Annotated in this window: 19 protein-coding genes; 1 reads left to right on the top strand and 18 read right to left on the bottom strand. The window is 66.0% G+C overall.

The window, feature by feature from the left end; all coding sequences use genetic code 11:
* Positions 1-18: 18 nt before the first annotated feature.
* The 9 genes from ACPPVQ_RS09150 to ACPPVQ_RS09110 all read right to left on the bottom strand — a co-directional run bounded on the left by ACPPVQ_RS09150 (position 19) and on the right by ACPPVQ_RS09110 (position 9,085).
* The gene (locus ACPPVQ_RS09150) at positions 19-1,761 is read right to left on the bottom strand and encodes a cation:proton antiporter (RefSeq protein WP_426520798.1); all 1,743 of its coding nucleotides are present in this window, start codon (positions 1,759-1,761) and stop codon (positions 19-21) included.
* 32 nt (positions 1,762-1,793) lie between these two features.
* Positions 1,794-2,459 carry a lytic transglycosylase domain-containing protein gene (locus ACPPVQ_RS09145; protein ID WP_426520796.1) on the bottom strand — a complete coding sequence of 222 codons (666 nt, stop codon included), beginning with the start codon at positions 2,457-2,459 and terminating at the stop codon, positions 1,794-1,796.
* A 78-nt stretch (positions 2,460-2,537) separates the two neighbouring features.
* The gene (locus tag ACPPVQ_RS09140; RefSeq protein ID WP_426520794.1) at positions 2,538-3,086 is read right to left on the bottom strand and encodes a DivIVA domain-containing protein; all 549 of its coding nucleotides are present in this window, start codon (positions 3,084-3,086) and stop codon (positions 2,538-2,540) included.
* A gap of 21 nt (positions 3,087-3,107) precedes the next feature.
* A complete protein-coding gene (locus ACPPVQ_RS09135; protein ID WP_426520792.1) occupies positions 3,108-4,097 on the bottom strand; it encodes a phosphatidate cytidylyltransferase in 990 nt (329 codons plus the stop codon).
* Between the two features lie 11 nt (positions 4,098-4,108).
* Positions 4,109-4,663 carry a ribosome recycling factor gene (gene frr / locus ACPPVQ_RS09130; protein ID WP_426520790.1) on the bottom strand — a complete coding sequence of 185 codons (555 nt, stop codon included), beginning with the start codon at positions 4,661-4,663 and terminating at the stop codon, positions 4,109-4,111.
* A 46-nt stretch (positions 4,664-4,709) separates the two neighbouring features.
* Positions 4,710-5,435 carry a UMP kinase gene (pyrH, locus tag ACPPVQ_RS09125; RefSeq protein ID WP_426520788.1) on the bottom strand — a complete coding sequence of 242 codons (726 nt, stop codon included), beginning with the start codon at positions 5,433-5,435 and terminating at the stop codon, positions 4,710-4,712.
* Between the two features lie 102 nt (positions 5,436-5,537).
* Positions 5,538-6,365 (bottom strand): translation elongation factor Ts, encoded by an 828-nt coding sequence (tsf, locus tag ACPPVQ_RS09120; RefSeq protein WP_426520786.1) that lies wholly within the window; start codon positions 6,363-6,365, stop codon positions 5,538-5,540.
* A 47-nt stretch (positions 6,366-6,412) separates the two neighbouring features.
* The gene (gene rpsB / locus ACPPVQ_RS09115; protein WP_426520784.1) at positions 6,413-7,390 is read right to left on the bottom strand and encodes a 30S ribosomal protein S2; all 978 of its coding nucleotides are present in this window, start codon (positions 7,388-7,390) and stop codon (positions 6,413-6,415) included.
* 258 nt (positions 7,391-7,648) lie between these two features.
* Positions 7,649-9,085, bottom strand: coding sequence for a sugar porter family MFS transporter (locus ACPPVQ_RS09110; RefSeq protein WP_426521199.1), 1,437 nt, complete (start codon positions 9,083-9,085; stop codon positions 7,649-7,651).
* A gap of 238 nt (positions 9,086-9,323) precedes the next feature.
* Between ACPPVQ_RS09110 and ACPPVQ_RS09105 the strand changes: the two genes are divergently transcribed.
* On the top strand, positions 9,324-9,893 hold the full coding sequence (locus ACPPVQ_RS09105) for a murein hydrolase activator EnvC family protein (protein ID WP_426520782.1): 570 nt from the start codon (positions 9,324-9,326) through the stop codon (positions 9,891-9,893).
* A 5-nt stretch (positions 9,894-9,898) separates the two neighbouring features.
* Here ACPPVQ_RS09105 and ACPPVQ_RS09100 read toward each other — a convergent pair whose 3' ends face one another.
* The 9 genes from ACPPVQ_RS09100 to rplS all read right to left on the bottom strand — a co-directional run bounded on the left by ACPPVQ_RS09100 (position 9,899) and on the right by rplS (position 16,630).
* Complete coding sequence (locus ACPPVQ_RS09100; protein ID WP_426520780.1) at positions 9,899-10,804, bottom strand: tyrosine recombinase XerC; 906 nt, start codon at positions 10,802-10,804, stop codon at positions 9,899-9,901.
* Positions 10,805-10,883: 79 nt separating this feature from the next.
* Positions 10,884-12,182 (bottom strand): DNA-processing protein DprA, encoded by a 1,299-nt coding sequence (dprA, locus tag ACPPVQ_RS09095; protein WP_426520778.1) that lies wholly within the window; start codon positions 12,180-12,182, stop codon positions 10,884-10,886.
* Positions 12,179-13,759 carry a YifB family Mg chelatase-like AAA ATPase gene (locus ACPPVQ_RS09090; RefSeq protein ID WP_426520776.1) on the bottom strand — a complete coding sequence of 527 codons (1,581 nt, stop codon included), beginning with the start codon at positions 13,757-13,759 and terminating at the stop codon, positions 12,179-12,181. Before ACPPVQ_RS09090 ends, dprA begins: the two co-directional genes overlap by 4 nt.
* Entirely contained in the window at positions 13,759-14,112 is a 354-nt protein-coding gene (locus ACPPVQ_RS09085; RefSeq protein ID WP_426520774.1) for a YraN family protein, read from the bottom strand. Before ACPPVQ_RS09085 ends, ACPPVQ_RS09090 begins: the two co-directional genes overlap by 1 nt.
* Positions 14,113-14,255: 143 nt before the next feature.
* The gene (locus ACPPVQ_RS09080; protein ID WP_426520773.1) at positions 14,256-14,408 is read right to left on the bottom strand and encodes a hypothetical protein; all 153 of its coding nucleotides are present in this window, start codon (positions 14,406-14,408) and stop codon (positions 14,256-14,258) included.
* A 37-nt stretch (positions 14,409-14,445) separates the two neighbouring features.
* On the bottom strand, positions 14,446-14,769 hold the full coding sequence (locus ACPPVQ_RS09075; protein ID WP_426520771.1) for a DUF2469 family protein: 324 nt from the start codon (positions 14,767-14,769) through the stop codon (positions 14,446-14,448).
* Between the two features lie 23 nt (positions 14,770-14,792).
* On the bottom strand, positions 14,793-15,452 hold the full coding sequence (locus ACPPVQ_RS09070; protein ID WP_426520769.1) for a ribonuclease HII: 660 nt from the start codon (positions 15,450-15,452) through the stop codon (positions 14,793-14,795).
* Positions 15,452-16,198 carry a signal peptidase I gene (gene lepB / locus ACPPVQ_RS09065; protein ID WP_426520767.1) on the bottom strand — a complete coding sequence of 249 codons (747 nt, stop codon included), beginning with the start codon at positions 16,196-16,198 and terminating at the stop codon, positions 15,452-15,454. Before lepB ends, ACPPVQ_RS09070 begins: the two co-directional genes overlap by 1 nt.
* An 84-nt stretch (positions 16,199-16,282) precedes the next feature.
* Entirely contained in the window at positions 16,283-16,630 is a 348-nt protein-coding gene (gene rplS / locus ACPPVQ_RS09060) for a 50S ribosomal protein L19 (protein WP_426520765.1), read from the bottom strand.
* Positions 16,631-16,747 lie beyond the last annotated feature (117 nt).

The following is a 16,747-nucleotide window of genomic DNA, read 5'->3' as shown; positions in this document are numbered from 1 at the left end:
TCTAAGACGGGAGCCGTCTCAGACCTGGTCGTCGCGCTGGGAGAGCCGGGACTCCTCGAAGTCGAGCATCATCTGCGCGTGGAGGAGCACCCGCGACGAATAGCTGCCTCTGCTGCGGGCGTCGAGCAGGGCGCTGCGCTCGGCCTCGAGCACCTGCTCCCTGAGCGCCTGGTACTGCTGGTGAGGACCGAATGCCGGATTCTCCGAGCCTTCCTGCTCGGCTCGCTCCCATTGCGCCTCGACGCGCAGCATCGTGTCTTCCCGCACCCGCTCGACGACCTCGGCGTCGTAGGTGCGTCCAACCGTCACCTCGTCATCGGGATGATCGATGGCGGCCAGACCGGCCTTGCTCATCTCCTCGAGCAGCCCGGCCAGTTCGCGCCGGTCTGCGGCGGCGTCCGAACCCGTGATGTCCAGTCGGCGGATCAGCCACGGCAGTGTCCCGCCCTGCACGAGGAGTGTGACGAGCGCGACGGTGAAAGCGATCAGGATGAGTGGTGAACGGTACGGAGACTGCGGCAGCGACTGGGCGGCGGCGAGGGTTACGACACCTCGCATGCCCGCCCAGGTGAGCACGGCTCCCCCGCGCCAGCCGATCGGCGAAACCTGCATATCGGTCACATCGGCCTCACGCCGTTCGAGGTAGCGGGTGAATCGATTCCAGCGCCGTTCGGCCCGTTCATCCTGCGGCGGTCGCTTCTTCCGTTCGGTACGTACGCGCTCGAGACCGTCGGAGATGCGCTCTTCGACCTCTGGAGCGCGTTTCTGGCTTGCTTTGAGGCGCCAGATGATCGGGATGATGAACAGGGCGCGGACGACCAGCAGCACAAGGCAGAGCAGCAAACCGATTCCGAACGCGCCCCAGACGCCGAGCATGCTGCCCCTGGCGTGAGCGATGATCGCGTTCAGCTGGATGCCCATCAGGAGGAAGACGCCGTTTTCGAGGAGGAACTGGATCGTTCGCCAGTTGATCTGCTCGCTCAGGCGCGCCTGGGCCGTGAACGATCGCGCAGCCCGGTGCCCGGTGTAGATCCCCGCCATGACGACGGCGAGAACGCCCGACGCTCCTAGCGACTCCGCGGGGATGAACGCGACGAACGGGACGACGAAGGAGATTGCCGTCTCCAGCACCGAATCCTTCAGCTTCGCCCGTACCCAGACGTTCACCACTCCGACGAGCAGTCCGACGACGACCGCGACGACCACGGAATAGAGAAACGCGCCGCCGACCGCCCACAGACTGAGCGAGGCGCCGGTGGCACCGAGAGCGGCCTTGAGGAGGACGAGTGCTGATGCGTCGTTGACGAGGCTTTCGCCCTCGAGCACGGCGACCAGACGCGCAGGAAGACCGAGGCGCTTCGCGACGGCAGTCGCAGCGACCGCATCCGTGGGGCTGACGACAGCGCCCAGGGCGATGGCGAGGCCCAGGTCCAGCCCGGGCAGGATGGCGTGCAGCAGGAAGCCCACGACGAACGCCGTCACGATGACGAGGAGGACGGACAGCAGCGAGATGGTGCCGAGATTGCGCCGGAAGTCGGTGAACTGCACCTGCACGGCATTCGAGTAGAGCAGGGGCGGGAGCACCAGGGTGAGGATCACCCACGACGGCACCGCGCCCTGCGCCGGCAAACCCGGCAGGAACGATGTGGCCACGCCGACGATGACGAGTACCAGTGGCGCTGCCACCCCGAGCTGCTTCGAGAACGCGGCCACCGCGACGACGGTGATGACACCGACGACAGCGATCAGCGCGATCTCCATGGACCTACGCTACAAGCCGACGGGCTTGAGGCTTAATACCAGCCGGTGCTCTGCGAGTGGTCCCATGCGCCGCAGGGCGTGCCGTACCGCCCCGTGATGTAGCCGAGGCCCCAGGTGATCTGCGTGGCAGGGTTCGACTGCCAGTCCGGGCCCGCCGACGCCATCTTGCTGCCGGGCAGGGCCTGCGGGATGCCGTACGCACCGCTGCCCGCATTGTACGAATAGACATTCCAGCCCGATTCGCGGTTCCAGAGCGAGACGAGGCAGTTGTACTGGTCGTCACCCCAGCCGCGGGCATGGACCATCTGGTAGGCGATCGCCTGAGCCGAGCCGGGATCGGGCGTGCCGGCCGCGGGTGCCCCGCCACCGCCACCGCCACCGGCTGACGACGACGACGTCGACGGAGCGGCGGGCTTGATGACCGGCTTCGGCTTCGGCTTGGCTTTGACCGAGACTGCTTCACGAGTCACGGTGGTCGTGTAAGACCCCTCGACGGTCAGCTGCTGGATCGGCTGGGTTCCGAAGCGCGAGGTGGTCGGACTGAACGTCGCTGCGGTCGCGCCCGAGTACGGGTCGACCACGTTGACCAGCAGAAAGCCGACGGCAGCGGTGAAAGCGAACGTCCAGAGGCTCGCTCGCGAGCGCACATGGGGTCGCCTGACAGCCACCCCGACCGGATTGGACGGCGTGAGTGGCACTAGTTCGGCTTCTCGTCTACCCACGATCACAAAACCATAACGGACATCCGCGTGGATACCAAAGTGACGCGAACAGTTTCAGCGAACGGCCAGCATGACGTCGGTGACGCTGTCGAGGAGCAGATCGACCTGGATTTCCTTGTAACCACCGCGCTGCGGCCGGAATGTGACCGTGCGGACCTCGTCAACGCTCATCGGCCGCGCGTCCTGAAAATAACGGACCAGACGGCCGGCGAATTTGTCGACATCCGCCCGGTTGTAGCCGAAAGTCAGGATGCTCGTGCGGGCGAATCGGTGCCCGACGGGCCGGTCGAGACGGTTCAGGATGACCTGGGCCGTCGTCCGCGCGTCGTCGTACCACGCACTGTCGCCACGCTGGTTCCGCGCAACCTCCCTCTCGCGCGACGCGAATGCGTCCTCGAGACGTTCGAGGGCGGAATCGACGTGCGAGGTGGAGTAGCCGCCTTTCTGCATCGTGAAGGCCGTGTGGCGAATATCGGCCGCGGTCAGGAGGGTGACCCCGTCTGGGTCTGCGTCGTAGGCCCGCCTCGCCTGCTGAAGGAACTCTTCGACCTGGTCGGGGTCGTAGCCCAGCTTGGATTTGCGGGTGCGGGGAAAGGTGCTCACTCCCCTATTGTGCCAAATGCTTTATCTGAAGATGAGGAAGAGCGCGTACGTGGCCGCTGCGGACGGCAGGATCGAGTCGAGGCGATCGAGGAAGCCGCCGTGCCCCGGAAGCCACGAGCTCATATCCTTGATTCCGATATCGCGCTTGATCAGGGATTCTGCAAGGTCACCGAGAGTGGCGGTGACGAGGAGCACAATGCCGAACAACACGCCGAACCACCAAGGCTCGCCGATCATGAAGATCGAGAGCAGGACGCCCGCGATGATGCTGGCCAGTGCGGCTCCCGCAAAACCTTCCCATGTCTTCTTCGGGCTGATGGTGGGTGCCATGGGATGCCGGCCGAAGGAGAGGCCGGTGGCGTATGCACCGGTGTCGATCGCGATCACGAGTATGAGGAACGCCAGCGTCCACCACTGGCCGCCGTCCTCGGCCAAGAGCAAGGCGGCGAAGCTGCCCAGGAAGACCACGTACAGCTGGATCAGCGCTCCGGACCCCAGGTCGCGCAGCAACAGTCTTCCCGTCACGCTGGGACGCTTCACAGCGGCCTCGATGAGCCGCCACACCGTCACGAAGACGATGCCGGCCGCGAGGGCCACGAGCTGGCCACCTGAGTGGCCGTAATAGGCGGCAGGGATGATCGCCACGGAGGCGATCATCGTCGGGATGCGGGGCACGTCGCGCCCCGCAGCGCGCAGCGCTTGCGTGAGCTCGAATGCAGCGAACACGATGGTCGCAGCAGCGACCAGCATGAACAGCTCCTTGATCAGGATCAGGCTGAAAAGCATGAGCAGCCCGAACGCGAGCCCGATCAGGATCGCCAGGATCAGGTTGCGGCCGGTGCGCGCCTCGATACGCTCATTGGTCGCGTCGAGCTGGGCCTTGCGAGCCTGCATCTGGCGTTCGATATCGGCACGTGTGGCCTTCACCTGCGCCCGGAATTCCGCGCGCGACGCCCTGCCGCGGTGTGGCGGTACGGGCGGACCCGGTTCCCCCGGTGGAGCTTCGGTCATAGCGGCGCGCCCTAAACCTCGAGGAGTTCGGCTTCCTTGCGCTTCAGAGCCTCGTCGACAGCGTCGACATGCGTCTTCGTGATCTGCTCCAGCTCCTTCTCGCCGCGCGCCACGTCGTCATCGCCGACCTCGCTCTTCAGCGCGTCGAGGTCGTCCTTCGCCTTGCGCCGGATGTTGCGGATGGCGACCTTCGCGTCTTCGCTCTTGCCCCGCACGATCTTCACGAACTCGCGCCGGCGTTCCTCGGTGAGCTCAGGAAGCGTCACACGCACGATCTCGCCGTCATTGCCGACATTGGCACCGAGGTTCGGCACGTTCACGATGGCCTTCTCGATCTCTTTCAGGGCCGACTTGTCGTACGGCGTGACGAGCAGAACACGCGCCTCCGGGTTCTGGAGCGAAGCAAGCTGCGCGAGAGGGGTAGGCGAGCCGTAGTACTCGACCAGGATCTTCTGGAACAGCACGGGATTCGCCCGGCCCGTGCGCACGGTCCCGAAGTCCTCCTTGGCCGACTCGACGGTCTTGCTCATGCGCTGGCGGGCGTCGGAAATCACATCCGCGATCACGGTCACTCCTTCAATCGGTGGGCGTCAGTCAAGCTTACCGTTGCGCTCAGCGCACGCCGGCGCTGAGCAGCGTGCCGATTTCGGCGCCGAGAATTGCCGCTGTCACGTTGCCGGACGGCTCGATCCCGAAAATCCGCATCGGCATGCCGTTGTCCATGCACAGGCTCAGCGCTGTCGAGTCCACGGCCCGCAGATTCTGCTGCAGTGCCTCCTGGTGCGAGATCTGCTCGATCATGCGCGCGTTCGGGTTTGTCTTCGGGTCGTCGTTGTACATCCCGTCGACACCGTTCTTGGCGACGAGCACGATGTCGGCCTCGATCTCGAGCGCGCGCTGAGCGGCGACCGTGTCGGTGGAGAAATACGGCAGACCTGCGCCGGCGCCGAAGATCACGACGCGGCCCTTCTCGAGGTGCCGCTCTGCCCGACGCGGGATGTACGGCTCGGCGACCTGCGTCATCGAGATCGCCGACTGCACCCGGGTCTCGGCTCCGGCCTGCTCGAGGAAGTCCTGCAGGGCGAGCGAATTCATCACCGTGCCGAGCATGCCCATGTAGTCGGCGCGACCACGGTCCATGCCACGCTGCGAGAGCTCGGCACCCCGGAAGAAGTTGCCTCCGCCGACGACGATCGCCACCTCGACGTCGGTCGCTGCCTGCGCGATCTCGCGGGCGATGGAGCTGACGATGTCAGGGTTGACGCCGAGCTGCCCCCCGCCGAACGCCTCACCGGACAGCTTGAGAAGGACCCGGCGCCTCTTGTGCGATTCCGACATAGGTGTTCGAGTCCTTCCGTTCCGGTTTTTCTAAAGCTAGCTGCTGCGGGCAGAGAAAAGGAGTCCGGATCGAGATTCGATCCGGACTCCTTCACTTCATCGTCAGGCGCCGACCTTGAATCGGGCGAAGCCCGAAACGGTCAGTCCCGCGTCCTTCAGGACGGCGCTGATGGTCAGCTTGTTGTCCTTCGCGTAGTCCTGCTCGAGGAGCGCGACCTGCTTGAAGTAAGCACCGAGGCGGCCCTCGATGATCTTCGGCAAGGCGGCCTCCGGTTTGCCCTCGTTGCGCGAGATCTCCTCGACGATGCGCCGCTCGTTCTCGACGGCGGCTGCCGGGACGTCCTCGCGGGCGAGGTACTCGGGGTTCGCGAACGAGATGTGCTGCGCGATGCTCCGAGCGGTCTCTGCGTCGTCACCCGAGTATCCGACCACGACGCCGACCTGGGGGGGCAGGTCTTTGGAGGTCTTGTGCAGGTAGATCGCGAAGTGCTCGCCGGTGACGACCGCGACGCGGCGCAGCTCGATCTTCTCACCGAGGATGGCTGCTTCGTCGCTGATCAGATCGGCCACGGTCTTGTCGCCGGCCGGAGCCGCGAGGCCCTCCTCGACGGTGGTGGCGCCGGATGCAGCTACGGCGTCGAGGACCTTGTCGGCCAGGGCGATGAACTTCTCGCCCTTCGCGACGAAGTCGGTCTCGCAGGCGAGCTCGATGAGCGTCGCAGTGCCGTCGTTCTCCTTGGCAGCGACGAGACCCTCGCTCGTGGAGCGGTCGGCACGCTTAGCGTTGCCCTTCGCACCCTTGAGGCGCAGGATCTCTGTGGCTTTCTCGAGGTCGCCGTCAGCTTCCTCGAGCGCCTTCTTCGTGTCGACCATGCCCGTACCGAGCTGCTCGCGCAGTGCCTTGATGTCAGCGATGCTGATGTTTGCCATGTGCTTCTGAGAACCTTCTGTCGAAAATGTGCGGAGTTGAGCCGGAGTTACTTGGCTTCTGCTTCGGTCTCGGCAGCCTCTGCCTCGACCACGGCCTCGGTCGCGTCGTCGATGGCGACGGCCTCGGCGGAATCGGCCTCGGTCTCCTCGACGGCCTCTTCGAGAGCCTCAGCCTCGTCGGTCACCGTGCCGAGCTCGGCCTTGGCTTCCTTGAGGTCGGCGTCGACGGACTTCGAGGTCTCGGGGCTCGACTGGAGCTCCTGGCCGGACGCTCCGAGAAGCTCCGCCTCCCACTCGGCGAGCGGCTCAGCCGGCTCTGCACCCTCTTCGGGCTTCTGGTGACGCTGGATCAGGCCCTCTGCGGCAGCGTCGGCGACGATGCGCGTGAGCAGGCCGACGGAACGGATGGCGTCGTCGTTACCCGGGATCGGGTACTGCACCTCGTCGGGGTCGCAGTTGGTGTCGAGGATGCCGATGACCGGGATGCCCAGCTTCTTGGCCTCGTCGATCGCGAGGTGCTCCTTCTTGGTGTCGACCACCCAGAGCGCGCTCGGGGTCTTCGTCAGGTTGCGGATTCCGCCAAGCGACTTGTGCAGCTTGTCGAGCTCACGCTTCTTGATGAGGAGCTCTTTCTTGGTGAAGCCGCTCGTGGTGCCTTCGAAGTCGAGCTCCTCGAGCTCCTTCATGCGCGCGAGACGCTTGGAGACCGTCGCGAAGTTGGTCAGCAGACCACCCAGCCAGCGCTGGTTCACGTAGGGCTGGCCCACGCGCGTCGCCTGCTCGGCGATAGCGTTCTGGGCCTGCTTCTTCGTGCCGACGAAGAGGATGGTGCCGCCGTGGGCGACCGTCTCGCGGACGAACTCGTAGGTCTTGTCGATGTAGGCCAGCGACTGCTGGAGATCGATGATGTAGCTGCCCGAACGCTCGGTGAGGATGAAGCGCTTCATCTTCGGGTTCCACCGGCGGGTCTGGTGTCCGAAGTGGACGCCGCTGTCGAGCAGCTGGCGCATGGTTACGACGGCCATTTGCCGTACTCCTGTTCCGGCACGCCGCACTGTATGCGCGCATGCCAATCGGTTTCAGCGACGACCGGACGGCCGCCACTCCTGGTGCCCGGCGCGCATCCGCCACCGCTGTTTCCAGAGATGGACCGTGTGGATGCGACGCGGCGCTGCATTCAGCGCAGTGGGCACGCGTAGTCACCCCGACAAGCGGGATGCTCCATGAATACTACCATCCGCCGGGGGGGAGCTCTTTCGCCCGGCGTCGCCCGTCCGTCGGCCCTACCCGATGCTGTCTCCTGAGCTGGTCACGGAGACCCCGCGCGATTTCCGGGCGTTCGCGAAGAGGGTCTCCGCGTGCTCGAGCGCCATGCCGTTCGTCTCGGGGATCTTGAAGAAGACGAAGATGAACGACAGCGCGGCGAAGACCGCGTACATCCCATACGTGAAGGTGAGCGAGAAGTCTGCGAGCGGCGGGAAGGTGACCGTCACGAGGAAGTTGGCGATCCACTGCGCGGCAGCGGCGACACCGAGGGCCTTCGCACGGATCTTCGTCGGGAAGATCTCACCCAGGAGCACCCACACGAGCGGACCCCAGGACGCGCCGAAGCAGACGACGAACACGTTCGCAGCGATCAGCGCGATCGGTCCCCACGGGTTCGGCAGGGACACGGTGCCGTGCACCTTGTCGGCGAAGCTGAAAGCAACGGCCATCGTCCCGAGCGACACCGCCATCCCGATCGAGCCGGTGAGCAGGATCGGTCGTCGCCCGACCCGGTCGACGAGCAGGATGGCCACGATCGTTACGAGGACGTTCGTCACCGACGTGATGACCGTGATCAGCAGCGAACTCTTCTCAGTGAAACCGACGGCACGCCAGAGGGTCGTCGAATAGTAGAAGATCACGTTGATGCCGACGAACTGCTGGAAGACGGACAGGATGATGCCGATCCAGACGATCGGCTTGAGGCCGAATGCCTTTCCGCGCAGTGTGGCCTTCAGGCCTTCCTTGTCTTCGGCGATCGACCTCTCTATATCGCCGATCTGCCTGTCGAGGTCGCTTTCGGGAACCAGGTTCGCGAAGACTGCCTTCGCTTCGTCGCGATGGCCGGTCGCGAGAAGGTAGCGCGGAGACTCCGGCAGGGTGAGCGCGATGATTCCGTAGACGACGGACGGGATCACGCCGACGAGAAACATCCAGCGCCAGGCTTCGAGGCCCAGCCACAGCTGGTTCGATGCGGAGCCCGCGATTCCGGCGAGCAGGGCATCCGAAAGCAGGGCGATGAAGATACCGATGGTGATCGCGAGCTGCTGCAGCGACGCGAGCCCGCCACGGGACTGCCGCGGCGAGATCTCGGCAATGTAGGCAGGAGCGACGACGGACGCGATACCGATTCCGAGTCCGCCGACGATGCGCCAGAATCCGAGATCCCAGGCGGAGAATGCCAGGCCGGCGCCGATCGAGCTGACGAGGAACATCACAGCGCCGAGGAGCATGACTTTCAGCCGCCCCCACCGGTCGGCCAGCCTCCCCGCGATGAACGCGCCCACCGCGCACCCGAGGAGAGCGATGGCCACAATGAAGCCCGTGACGAAGGCGTTGAGGGAGAAGTGGCCCTGAACAGAGTTCACCGCACCGTTGATGACAGACGAGTCGAACCCGAAGAGGAACCCGCCGACCGCCGCTGCGAGTGCGAGACCGATCACCTTGCGCCGCATGGCGGGGGTGGGCCTGGCGCCTTCCCACTCTTCGGTCCCGCCAGTATGTGAGGACGGCTTTTTACCCTGTTGATCTGACATCGGTGCCCCCTTCGGTCCGTTGTTTCCGCATACGGTACCCCTGCATCGGGCGTGGGTCAGTCCCTCTCTCCCTCCCCAATCCGACGTGCCCGAGTCGGTTTCCACAGAAGCGCGGGCAGCGCCGGTTCGATCCGTGGACGTTCGTGAGGATGGGCTCATGAGCCGACATTCCGATCCCGCGCGTGCCGTCGTGACCCATGGGGCCGCCATTACTGTGCTGATCATTGTGACCCTGGCTCTGCCTTCCGCTGCCGTCGCTCGCGCGCCGAGCGCTCCCCCGGTCCAGGTCGAGCGGATTGCGATGGCTCCGGCAGGCGCAGCGCGCTGGCCCTGGCCGATCGCACCGCCCATCGTTGTGGGCCGGAGTTTCATCGCTCCGGCCACCCCGTATTCTTCGGGCCATCGTGGCATCGACCTCACCGTCAGCACCGGGGCCGACGTACGTTCGCCGGCGGATGGTGTGGTCACCTTCTCCGGTGTCGTGGTGGATCGGCCGGTACTGACCATCGATGTCGGCGATGACCTTCTCGTCAGTTTCGAACCGCTCGACGCTGTCGTCGGGAGGGATCATCGTGTTGCGCGGGGCGAGGTCGTCGGTCACGTCGCTGAGGGCGGCCACTGCGAGTCGGGCTGCCTTCACGTCGGGGTGCGGCTGCACGGTGCGTATGTTTCGCCGTTGCTTTTCTTCGACCGGCTGCCGCGCGCGGTCCTCTTGCCGCTGCGCTGAGCACTTCAGGCGCGGGGATGAGCGATGCGATAGCTCTCTTTCAGCCGTTCGGTGGAGACGTGCGTGTAGATCTGGGTCGTTCCGAGGCTGGCGTGGCCGAGGAGTTCTTGTACCGCCCGCAGGTCTGCACCCCCGTCCAGAAGGTGTGTCGCTGCCGTGTGGCGCAGTGCGTGGGGACCTGCCGGTCCTGCTCCCGGGAGGCCGGCCAGGAGGGAGGCGACGAGTTGGTAGACGGCACGGGTTCCGAGTCTGCTGCCGCGGTCCCCGAGGAGCAGCGCCGGTCCGGATGCTGCGGTCGCGATCGCGGGGCGCGCGTTGCGGAGGTAGTCGATGACGGCGGTGTGCGCCGGTACGCCGAACGGAACGACGCGTTCTTTGGATCCTTTGCCGAGGACACGCAGGGTGAGACGTTCGAGGTCGACGTCGTCGATGTCGAGACCGGTGAGTTCGGATACACGGATGCCCGTCGCGTAGAGCAGCTCGATGACGGCGAGATCGCGCTTCGCCGCCGGGTCTCCCGTCGCGCTGCGTGTGATGAGCGCGTCGAGCATTCCTGCCATCTGCTGTCGATTGATCACCCGGGGAAGAGTCTTGTCGGGCTTCGGCGAGCGCAGGCGCGCCGCGGGGTCGTGCGCCCCGCCGCCGGTGCGGGCGACCCACGCGCTGAATCCTTTCGCGGAGGCCGACCGTCTGGCGAGCGTTGCTTTGGCGAGTCCCGCCTGGGATGCGTTCCAGAGCCAGTCGCGGAGCAGGTCGAGGGTGAGATCTTCGGTGGTGCCGATGTTGCGCGTACCGGCGAAAGCGATGAGCGCCGCCAGATCTGACCGGTAGGCGCGGACCGTCTGCGGCGAGTAGCCCCGCTCTGCGGTCAGGTGTATCGCGTAGTCCTCGACCGCCCGCTGAAGCTCCACGTGCCCAGCTTGCTCTGTGAACGGCACTCCGTCTCGGAGCGACGCTCCGCACCTGGCGTTTCCCCGCATTCACCTGGTCTCACCGCGTGCCGGGCGGCGCCTTCAGCCACCTCCCGGCTCGTTCCCGTGCGAGGCCTTCGACGTCGAGGGTGCCGAGCGTTGCAATCACGTCGCGCGGCGACATGCCGGTGATCACGGAGAGTTCGGCGACGCTTCGCGAGGCCCGGGCGCTGAGGGCGTCGATAATCCTGAGCGCCTCAGGGGCGAGGGATCTTCCGCCACCCGAAGACTCCTTGTGCGCCGCTCCGCTGCCTTCGGTGGGGCTCCACAGACCGGAGAGTTCGGCGATCTCATCGGCGTTCGTCACACATTCCGCCCCGTATTCGCGGATCAGACGATGGCATCCGGCAGAGGCCGGCGATGTCACGGGACCGGGAACCGCTCCCAGTGGGCGGCCGATCGTTGCCGCGTGGCCCGCCGTGTTGAGAGAGCCGGAGCGCCGCCCGGCCTCGACGACCACTGTGGCTGTACTCGCGGCCGCAATGAGTCTGTTTCGCATAAGGAATCGCCATTTCGTCGGCGACGACCCGCACGGCAGCTCTGCGATGAGGAGTCCGCGTTCGGCGACCCGCTGCAACAGGTCGGTGTGACCGGCGGGGTAGAGCCGGTCGACACCTCCGGCGAGGAAGGCGACTGTCGTCGCGTCGCTTGCGAGACTCGCCCTGTGCACCGCGCCATCGATACCGTACGCACCGCCGGATACTGTCGAGAGCCCCCGGTCGGCGAGGCCGGAGGCGACTTCCATGGCCACGTGCTCCCCGTAGCCTGTCGCCGCGCGTGCTCCGACGAGGGCGACAGAACGGCGGAGTTCGCCGAGACGGCCGAGCTCGCCCCGCACCCAGAGCGCGATCGGTGCACCACTGCCGAGGTCGGCGAGTGACGCCGGCCACAGGTCGTCTTCCGGCGTCACCAGCGCGGCGCGCACGCGAGCGCCGGACTCGAAGGAGCGTGCGGCCGCGGTCAGCGACGCGCGGGGGTGCCATCGCTCAAGTGCGTTTTCAAGGCGTCCCACGAGCATTTCCGTGGCCGCTGGGTCGTGCTCGCTCACCTCGGCCAGAATGTCGGGGGCTGACCGCCGTTCGACGATGGCGCGAAGTGCCTCCACCGGACCGATCGCCGCAATCAGAACGCCGGCGTCGGAGTCGCCCGGTTCGGCGAGTGAGGTCAGTACGGCACGAGCGAACCGGGTTCGCGTCGTCGACGCGTCACCGGAGGACGCACCAGGCGCCGACACCGCACCTTGCCGCCCCGACTGCGGCGGAACGACGCGCGCCACGTGGGCGGTCAGCTGTTCGGCCGTGAGTCCGAGGTACGTCATGCTTCCATCCCCCGTCGAAGGAAAAGAGCGGCGCCGACATGGTGCGCCGTCGGCGTCAGGGCGGTATCGAGATCGGCGAGCGTCCACGCAAGGCGAAGAGTGCGATCGAAGCCGCGCATCGTGAGCGCTCCCCGCTCGAACGCGCGGTCGAGCGATCTCGTGGCGGTCTGGGGAAGTCGCCTCGGGCCGGTCCTCAGCCAATTTCCGGTCACCTGGCAGTTGCGAGTCCACGGCGTGGCGGCCAGTCGCTCTGCAGCCACAGCCCTCGCCTCCACGACCCGCCGCCGGATCGCTGCGCTGGTACCGGACCCATGGTTGCCCTCCCCGGCGGTCGCCCGTTGGTCGTCCCGCGCGCGCGACGCCCGAATCGCCGCAACACCCAGCCGACGAACGGTCAGCCGGATGTCGACGCGGTCGAGGAGCGGCCCGGACAGGCGAGCAAGGTACCGTCGTCGCGCGATCGGAGTGCAGGTACATTCATCGTCGGGTGAGCCGTACCGCCCGCACGGGCACGGATTCGCCGCGAGGACCAGCTGGAATCGTGCGGGAAACGCCGCGACGCCGTTCGCCCGGTGGATCGCGATGGTTCCGGACTCGAGCGGCTGGCGGAGCACGTCGAGCACCCGTGCCGGGAACTCGGGCGCTTCGTCGAGGAAGAGCACGCCGCTGGTGGCGCGCACCACCGCACCCGGAACGATGCGCCCACTTCCGCCACCGACGATCGACACCGCCGAGGAAGTGTGATGGGGCGCCTCGAACGGTGGACGGCGTACGAGCTCCCGCCCGATTGGCGCTCCCACCAGCGAGCGGATCGAAGTCACCTCGAGGGCTTCATCGTCGGTCAGGTCGGGAAGGATCCCGGGCAGCCTGGAAGCGAGCATTGTCTTGCCCGCGCCTGGCGGACCGATCATCGACACGTGATGGCCGCCTGCGGCCGCCACGGTGAGCGCCTCGACCACGTCGTCGTTTCCAAGGACGTCGCCCATATCGAGGCTCGTGTCGTCATCTGCACGATGGTCGGCCGATCGGGAAAGCCCGACCGCCTCTGACGGCTCGTGCGAGAAGCGGCCGCCGTGCCAGATCGCCGCATCGCGGAGCGACGCGACGGCCGTCACCCGGATCCCGTCGACCAGCTCGGCCTCTTCGGCATTCGCTGTCGGCACCATGACATTCGCAAACCCCGCGCGACGTGCTGCGGCGACCGACGGAAGGACCCCAGGGATCGGCCGGAGCCGCCCGTCGAGCCCCAGCTCGCCGAGGTGGACCACACCGGCGACGGACTCGACCGATACGTCTCCCGCTGCGGCGAGCGCAGCCACGGCGATCGCGAGGTCGAACCCAGAGCCCTGTTTGCGAAGAGCCGCGGGCGAGAGGTTGATGGTGAGTTTGCGTTGGGTCAACGGGCACCCCGCGTTCACGGCGGCGGCCCGCACCCTCTCGCGGGATTCGCCGAGAGCGGTGTCGGGCAGTCCGATGAGGACGAACGCGGGAAGCCCCGCGGCGATGTCGGCCTCGACCTCGACGACATGACCGTCGAGCCCGTTGAGTGCGACGGCGAACGTTCGGGCAACAGCCATCAGACGGCACCGCTCACGTGTTCGATGGTCGGCCGTGGGCTCCACGCATCGAGGATCGCGATCACGTCGATGCGAATCTCCCCCGGCGTCGGATTCGCCCGGCACCATTCGGCCGCGAGTCGTCTCAGCCGCCCGGCCTTGACCGCGGTTATCGCCTCGAACGGATGCCCGAACGCCGTCGACGTGCGCGTCTTCACCTCAGCGAAGACCGTTGTCGTACCCTCCCTCAGGATGATGTCGATCTCACCTGCCGAACACCTCCAGTTGCGTTCGATCACGGCCATTCCCCGCTGCTCGAGCCACGTCGCCGCGATGTCCTCGCCGCGCCTGCCCAGGTCGTCTTTGTCTGCCATTGCTGCCTCCGCATCCAGCTTCGCGGCATCCCCGGGGCGATGTCCGGGTGCACAACCGATCTGTGGATGAGCATGCTCGTATCCCCGATGTGGAGGAGATTCGGTGTCGCACGACGCCGGTCAGAGCGGGAGGGGCCGCCAGCTCAGACTGCGATCGAACAACGCCAGAGGGGTTCACGAGCAGGAGCCGCACCGGTGAGCCGGAGGTCGGTGGCTATCGGTACGAACGCCACCGAGATCATCGTGGTGTTGATCGGGTTCAGCCCCGGCCCGATGAGGACGGCGCGACGAAACATGGCCCGAATCCGGCAGGATCCGATCCGGCCGCTTGGCTCACTCGTCGAGTGCGAGCTCTTTCGGCAGCTCGAAGTCTTTGCTCGACAACTCTTCGATGTTGACATCTTTGAACGTGAGCACACGGACGGACTTGACGAATCGATCGGAACGATAGACGTCCCACACCCAGACGTCGTTCATCGTCAGTTCGAAGTAGAAGTCGTGCTCGGTGTCGCGACGCAGGAACTCCACCTCGTTGGCAAGGTAGAAGCGCCGCTCGGTCTCGATCACGTACTTGAACTGTGCGACGACGTCGCGGTATTCGCGGTACAGTGCCAGCTCGACCTCACGGTCGTAGTCGTCGAACTCGTCTTCATCCATCGTCCGACAAGTCTATGCCGGATTCACTCGACCTGTTCGAGCGGAACGTCGCCCTTCAGCCAGCTGAGCCGGTGATAGTCCGACGGGCCGAGCAGTTCGATGGCCGCGAAGTGGGCCCGACTGGCGTAGCCCTTGTTGGATGCCCAGCTGTAGCCCGGAGTGACGACATCCCGGTCGATCAGCAACCTGTCACGATGGACCTTGGCGATCACGGATGCGGCGGCGACCGACGCGCAGTCCCGGTCGGCCTTGATCCTGGTCACCACGTCAACGCGCGTGTCGAGCGCCGGGTTGAGATAGTCCCAGTTGCCGTCGAGCACGAGGATGCTCGACCCGACGGGTGCGCCCATCGCCTCGAGGCTTTCCAGGGCACGCCTGCCGGCGAGGCCCAGGCACCTGCTCAGGCCGAGCGAATCGATCTCATCGGCGGAAGCCAGACCGACGGCCGAATAGAGAACCCACTTCGTGCACAACGGTGCGAGCGCTTCGCGGTGCGGCTCGGGCAGCAGCTTGGAATCGCGGAGACCCTTGGGCATGCGCCTCACCCCCTGGTCGATCACGACCATTCCGACCGCGACCGGGCCGGCAAGCGCACCGCGCCCGACCTCGTCGCAGGCGATGACCGACTCGACACCGCTGCGGAACAGCGAGCGTTCGAATCGCAGGGTCGGGTCTGCGGGCATTACTTCTGGCTGTCCTCCACCCCACGGAACACGTCGGGATAGTCGTCGAGCCAGGACCAGCGGCTGACCGGCCAGCTGATCACGAACGCGCGGCCGACGACGTTGCTGATCGGCACGAATCCTTTTCCGGGGTCATTCACATGGTACCGAGAGTCGGCGGAGTTGTAACGGTTGTCACCCATCACCCAGAGCGACCCCTTCGGTACGGTCACGTCGAAGGTGATTCCCGACACCGCCTGCGAGCCCGCGGGCAGCAGAACGTACGGCTCTTTCAGCGGAACGCCGTTGACGCTCATCTGGCCGAGCGCGTTGCAGCACGTCACATGGTCGCCGGGGAGCCCGATGACGCGTTTGATCAGGTGATCATTGCTGTCTGGCGCAGAGAGTCCCACGAACGACAGCGCAGCATCCCACGCAGCAGCTACAGGGTTCTGGTTCGTCGGCACCGACGGCGGTAGCCAGCCGCCCGGATCGCGGAAGACGACGACGTCGCCGTGCTGAATGGGGACGAGGTTCGGCTCGAGCTCGTTGACGATGATGCGGTCGTTGATCTGGAGCGTGTTCTCCATCGATGCCGACGGAATGTAGAACGACCGGACGACGAACGTCTTGATCAGGAAGGAGACGAGGACCGCCACCACGAAGATGATGAGGATGTCACGGACGAAGAGCTTGACGCTGCGCTGCTTGCTGCGCTTGTCTGCCGCGACGCGTTCTGTACGCGTGGACAATGTGTCTTCTGTCATTTAACCGCCTGAGCTCCCGACCCAGTTTATGGGATCGGGAGCTCAGGATTCGCCGTGAGCCGACCGCGGGTCGGCGGCGCGGGTCTAGTTCTCGCGCTTTTCCTTGATCTTCGCCTTCTTGCCACGAAGCTCGCGCAGGTAGTACAGCTTCGCGCGACGAACGTCACCGCGCGTCACGACCTCGATGTGGTCGATGATCGGCGAGTGCACCGGGAAGGTACGCTCGACGCCGACCTGGAAGCTGACCTTGCGGACCGTGAAGGTCTCGCGCACGCCTTCGCCCGAGCGGCCGATGACGACGCCCTGGAAGACCTGAATACGAGAGCGGCTGCCCTCGACGATGTTGACGTGGACCTTGACGGTGTCGCCCGCGCGGAACTCCGGGATGTCCTGCTTGAGGGACGCGGCGTCCAGCTCATCGAGAATGTGCATGTGTGTTCGCTCTCTGTACCCGCCACAGGTCGAGGACGGACTTGGGGACGTCGTACGGGGCGCACGACGGCCGAATTGTCAGTTATGGGGTGACCACGAAGAATGCTGGCTCCCCTG

Origin of the sequence: Leifsonia sp. McL0618, from assembly GCF_049994905.1 — a bacterium.
In the GTDB taxonomy this organism is placed as follows: Bacteria; Actinomycetota; Actinomycetes; order Actinomycetales; family Microbacteriaceae; genus Diaminobutyricibacter.
This window is presented reverse-complemented; position numbering and strand designations above follow the sequence as displayed.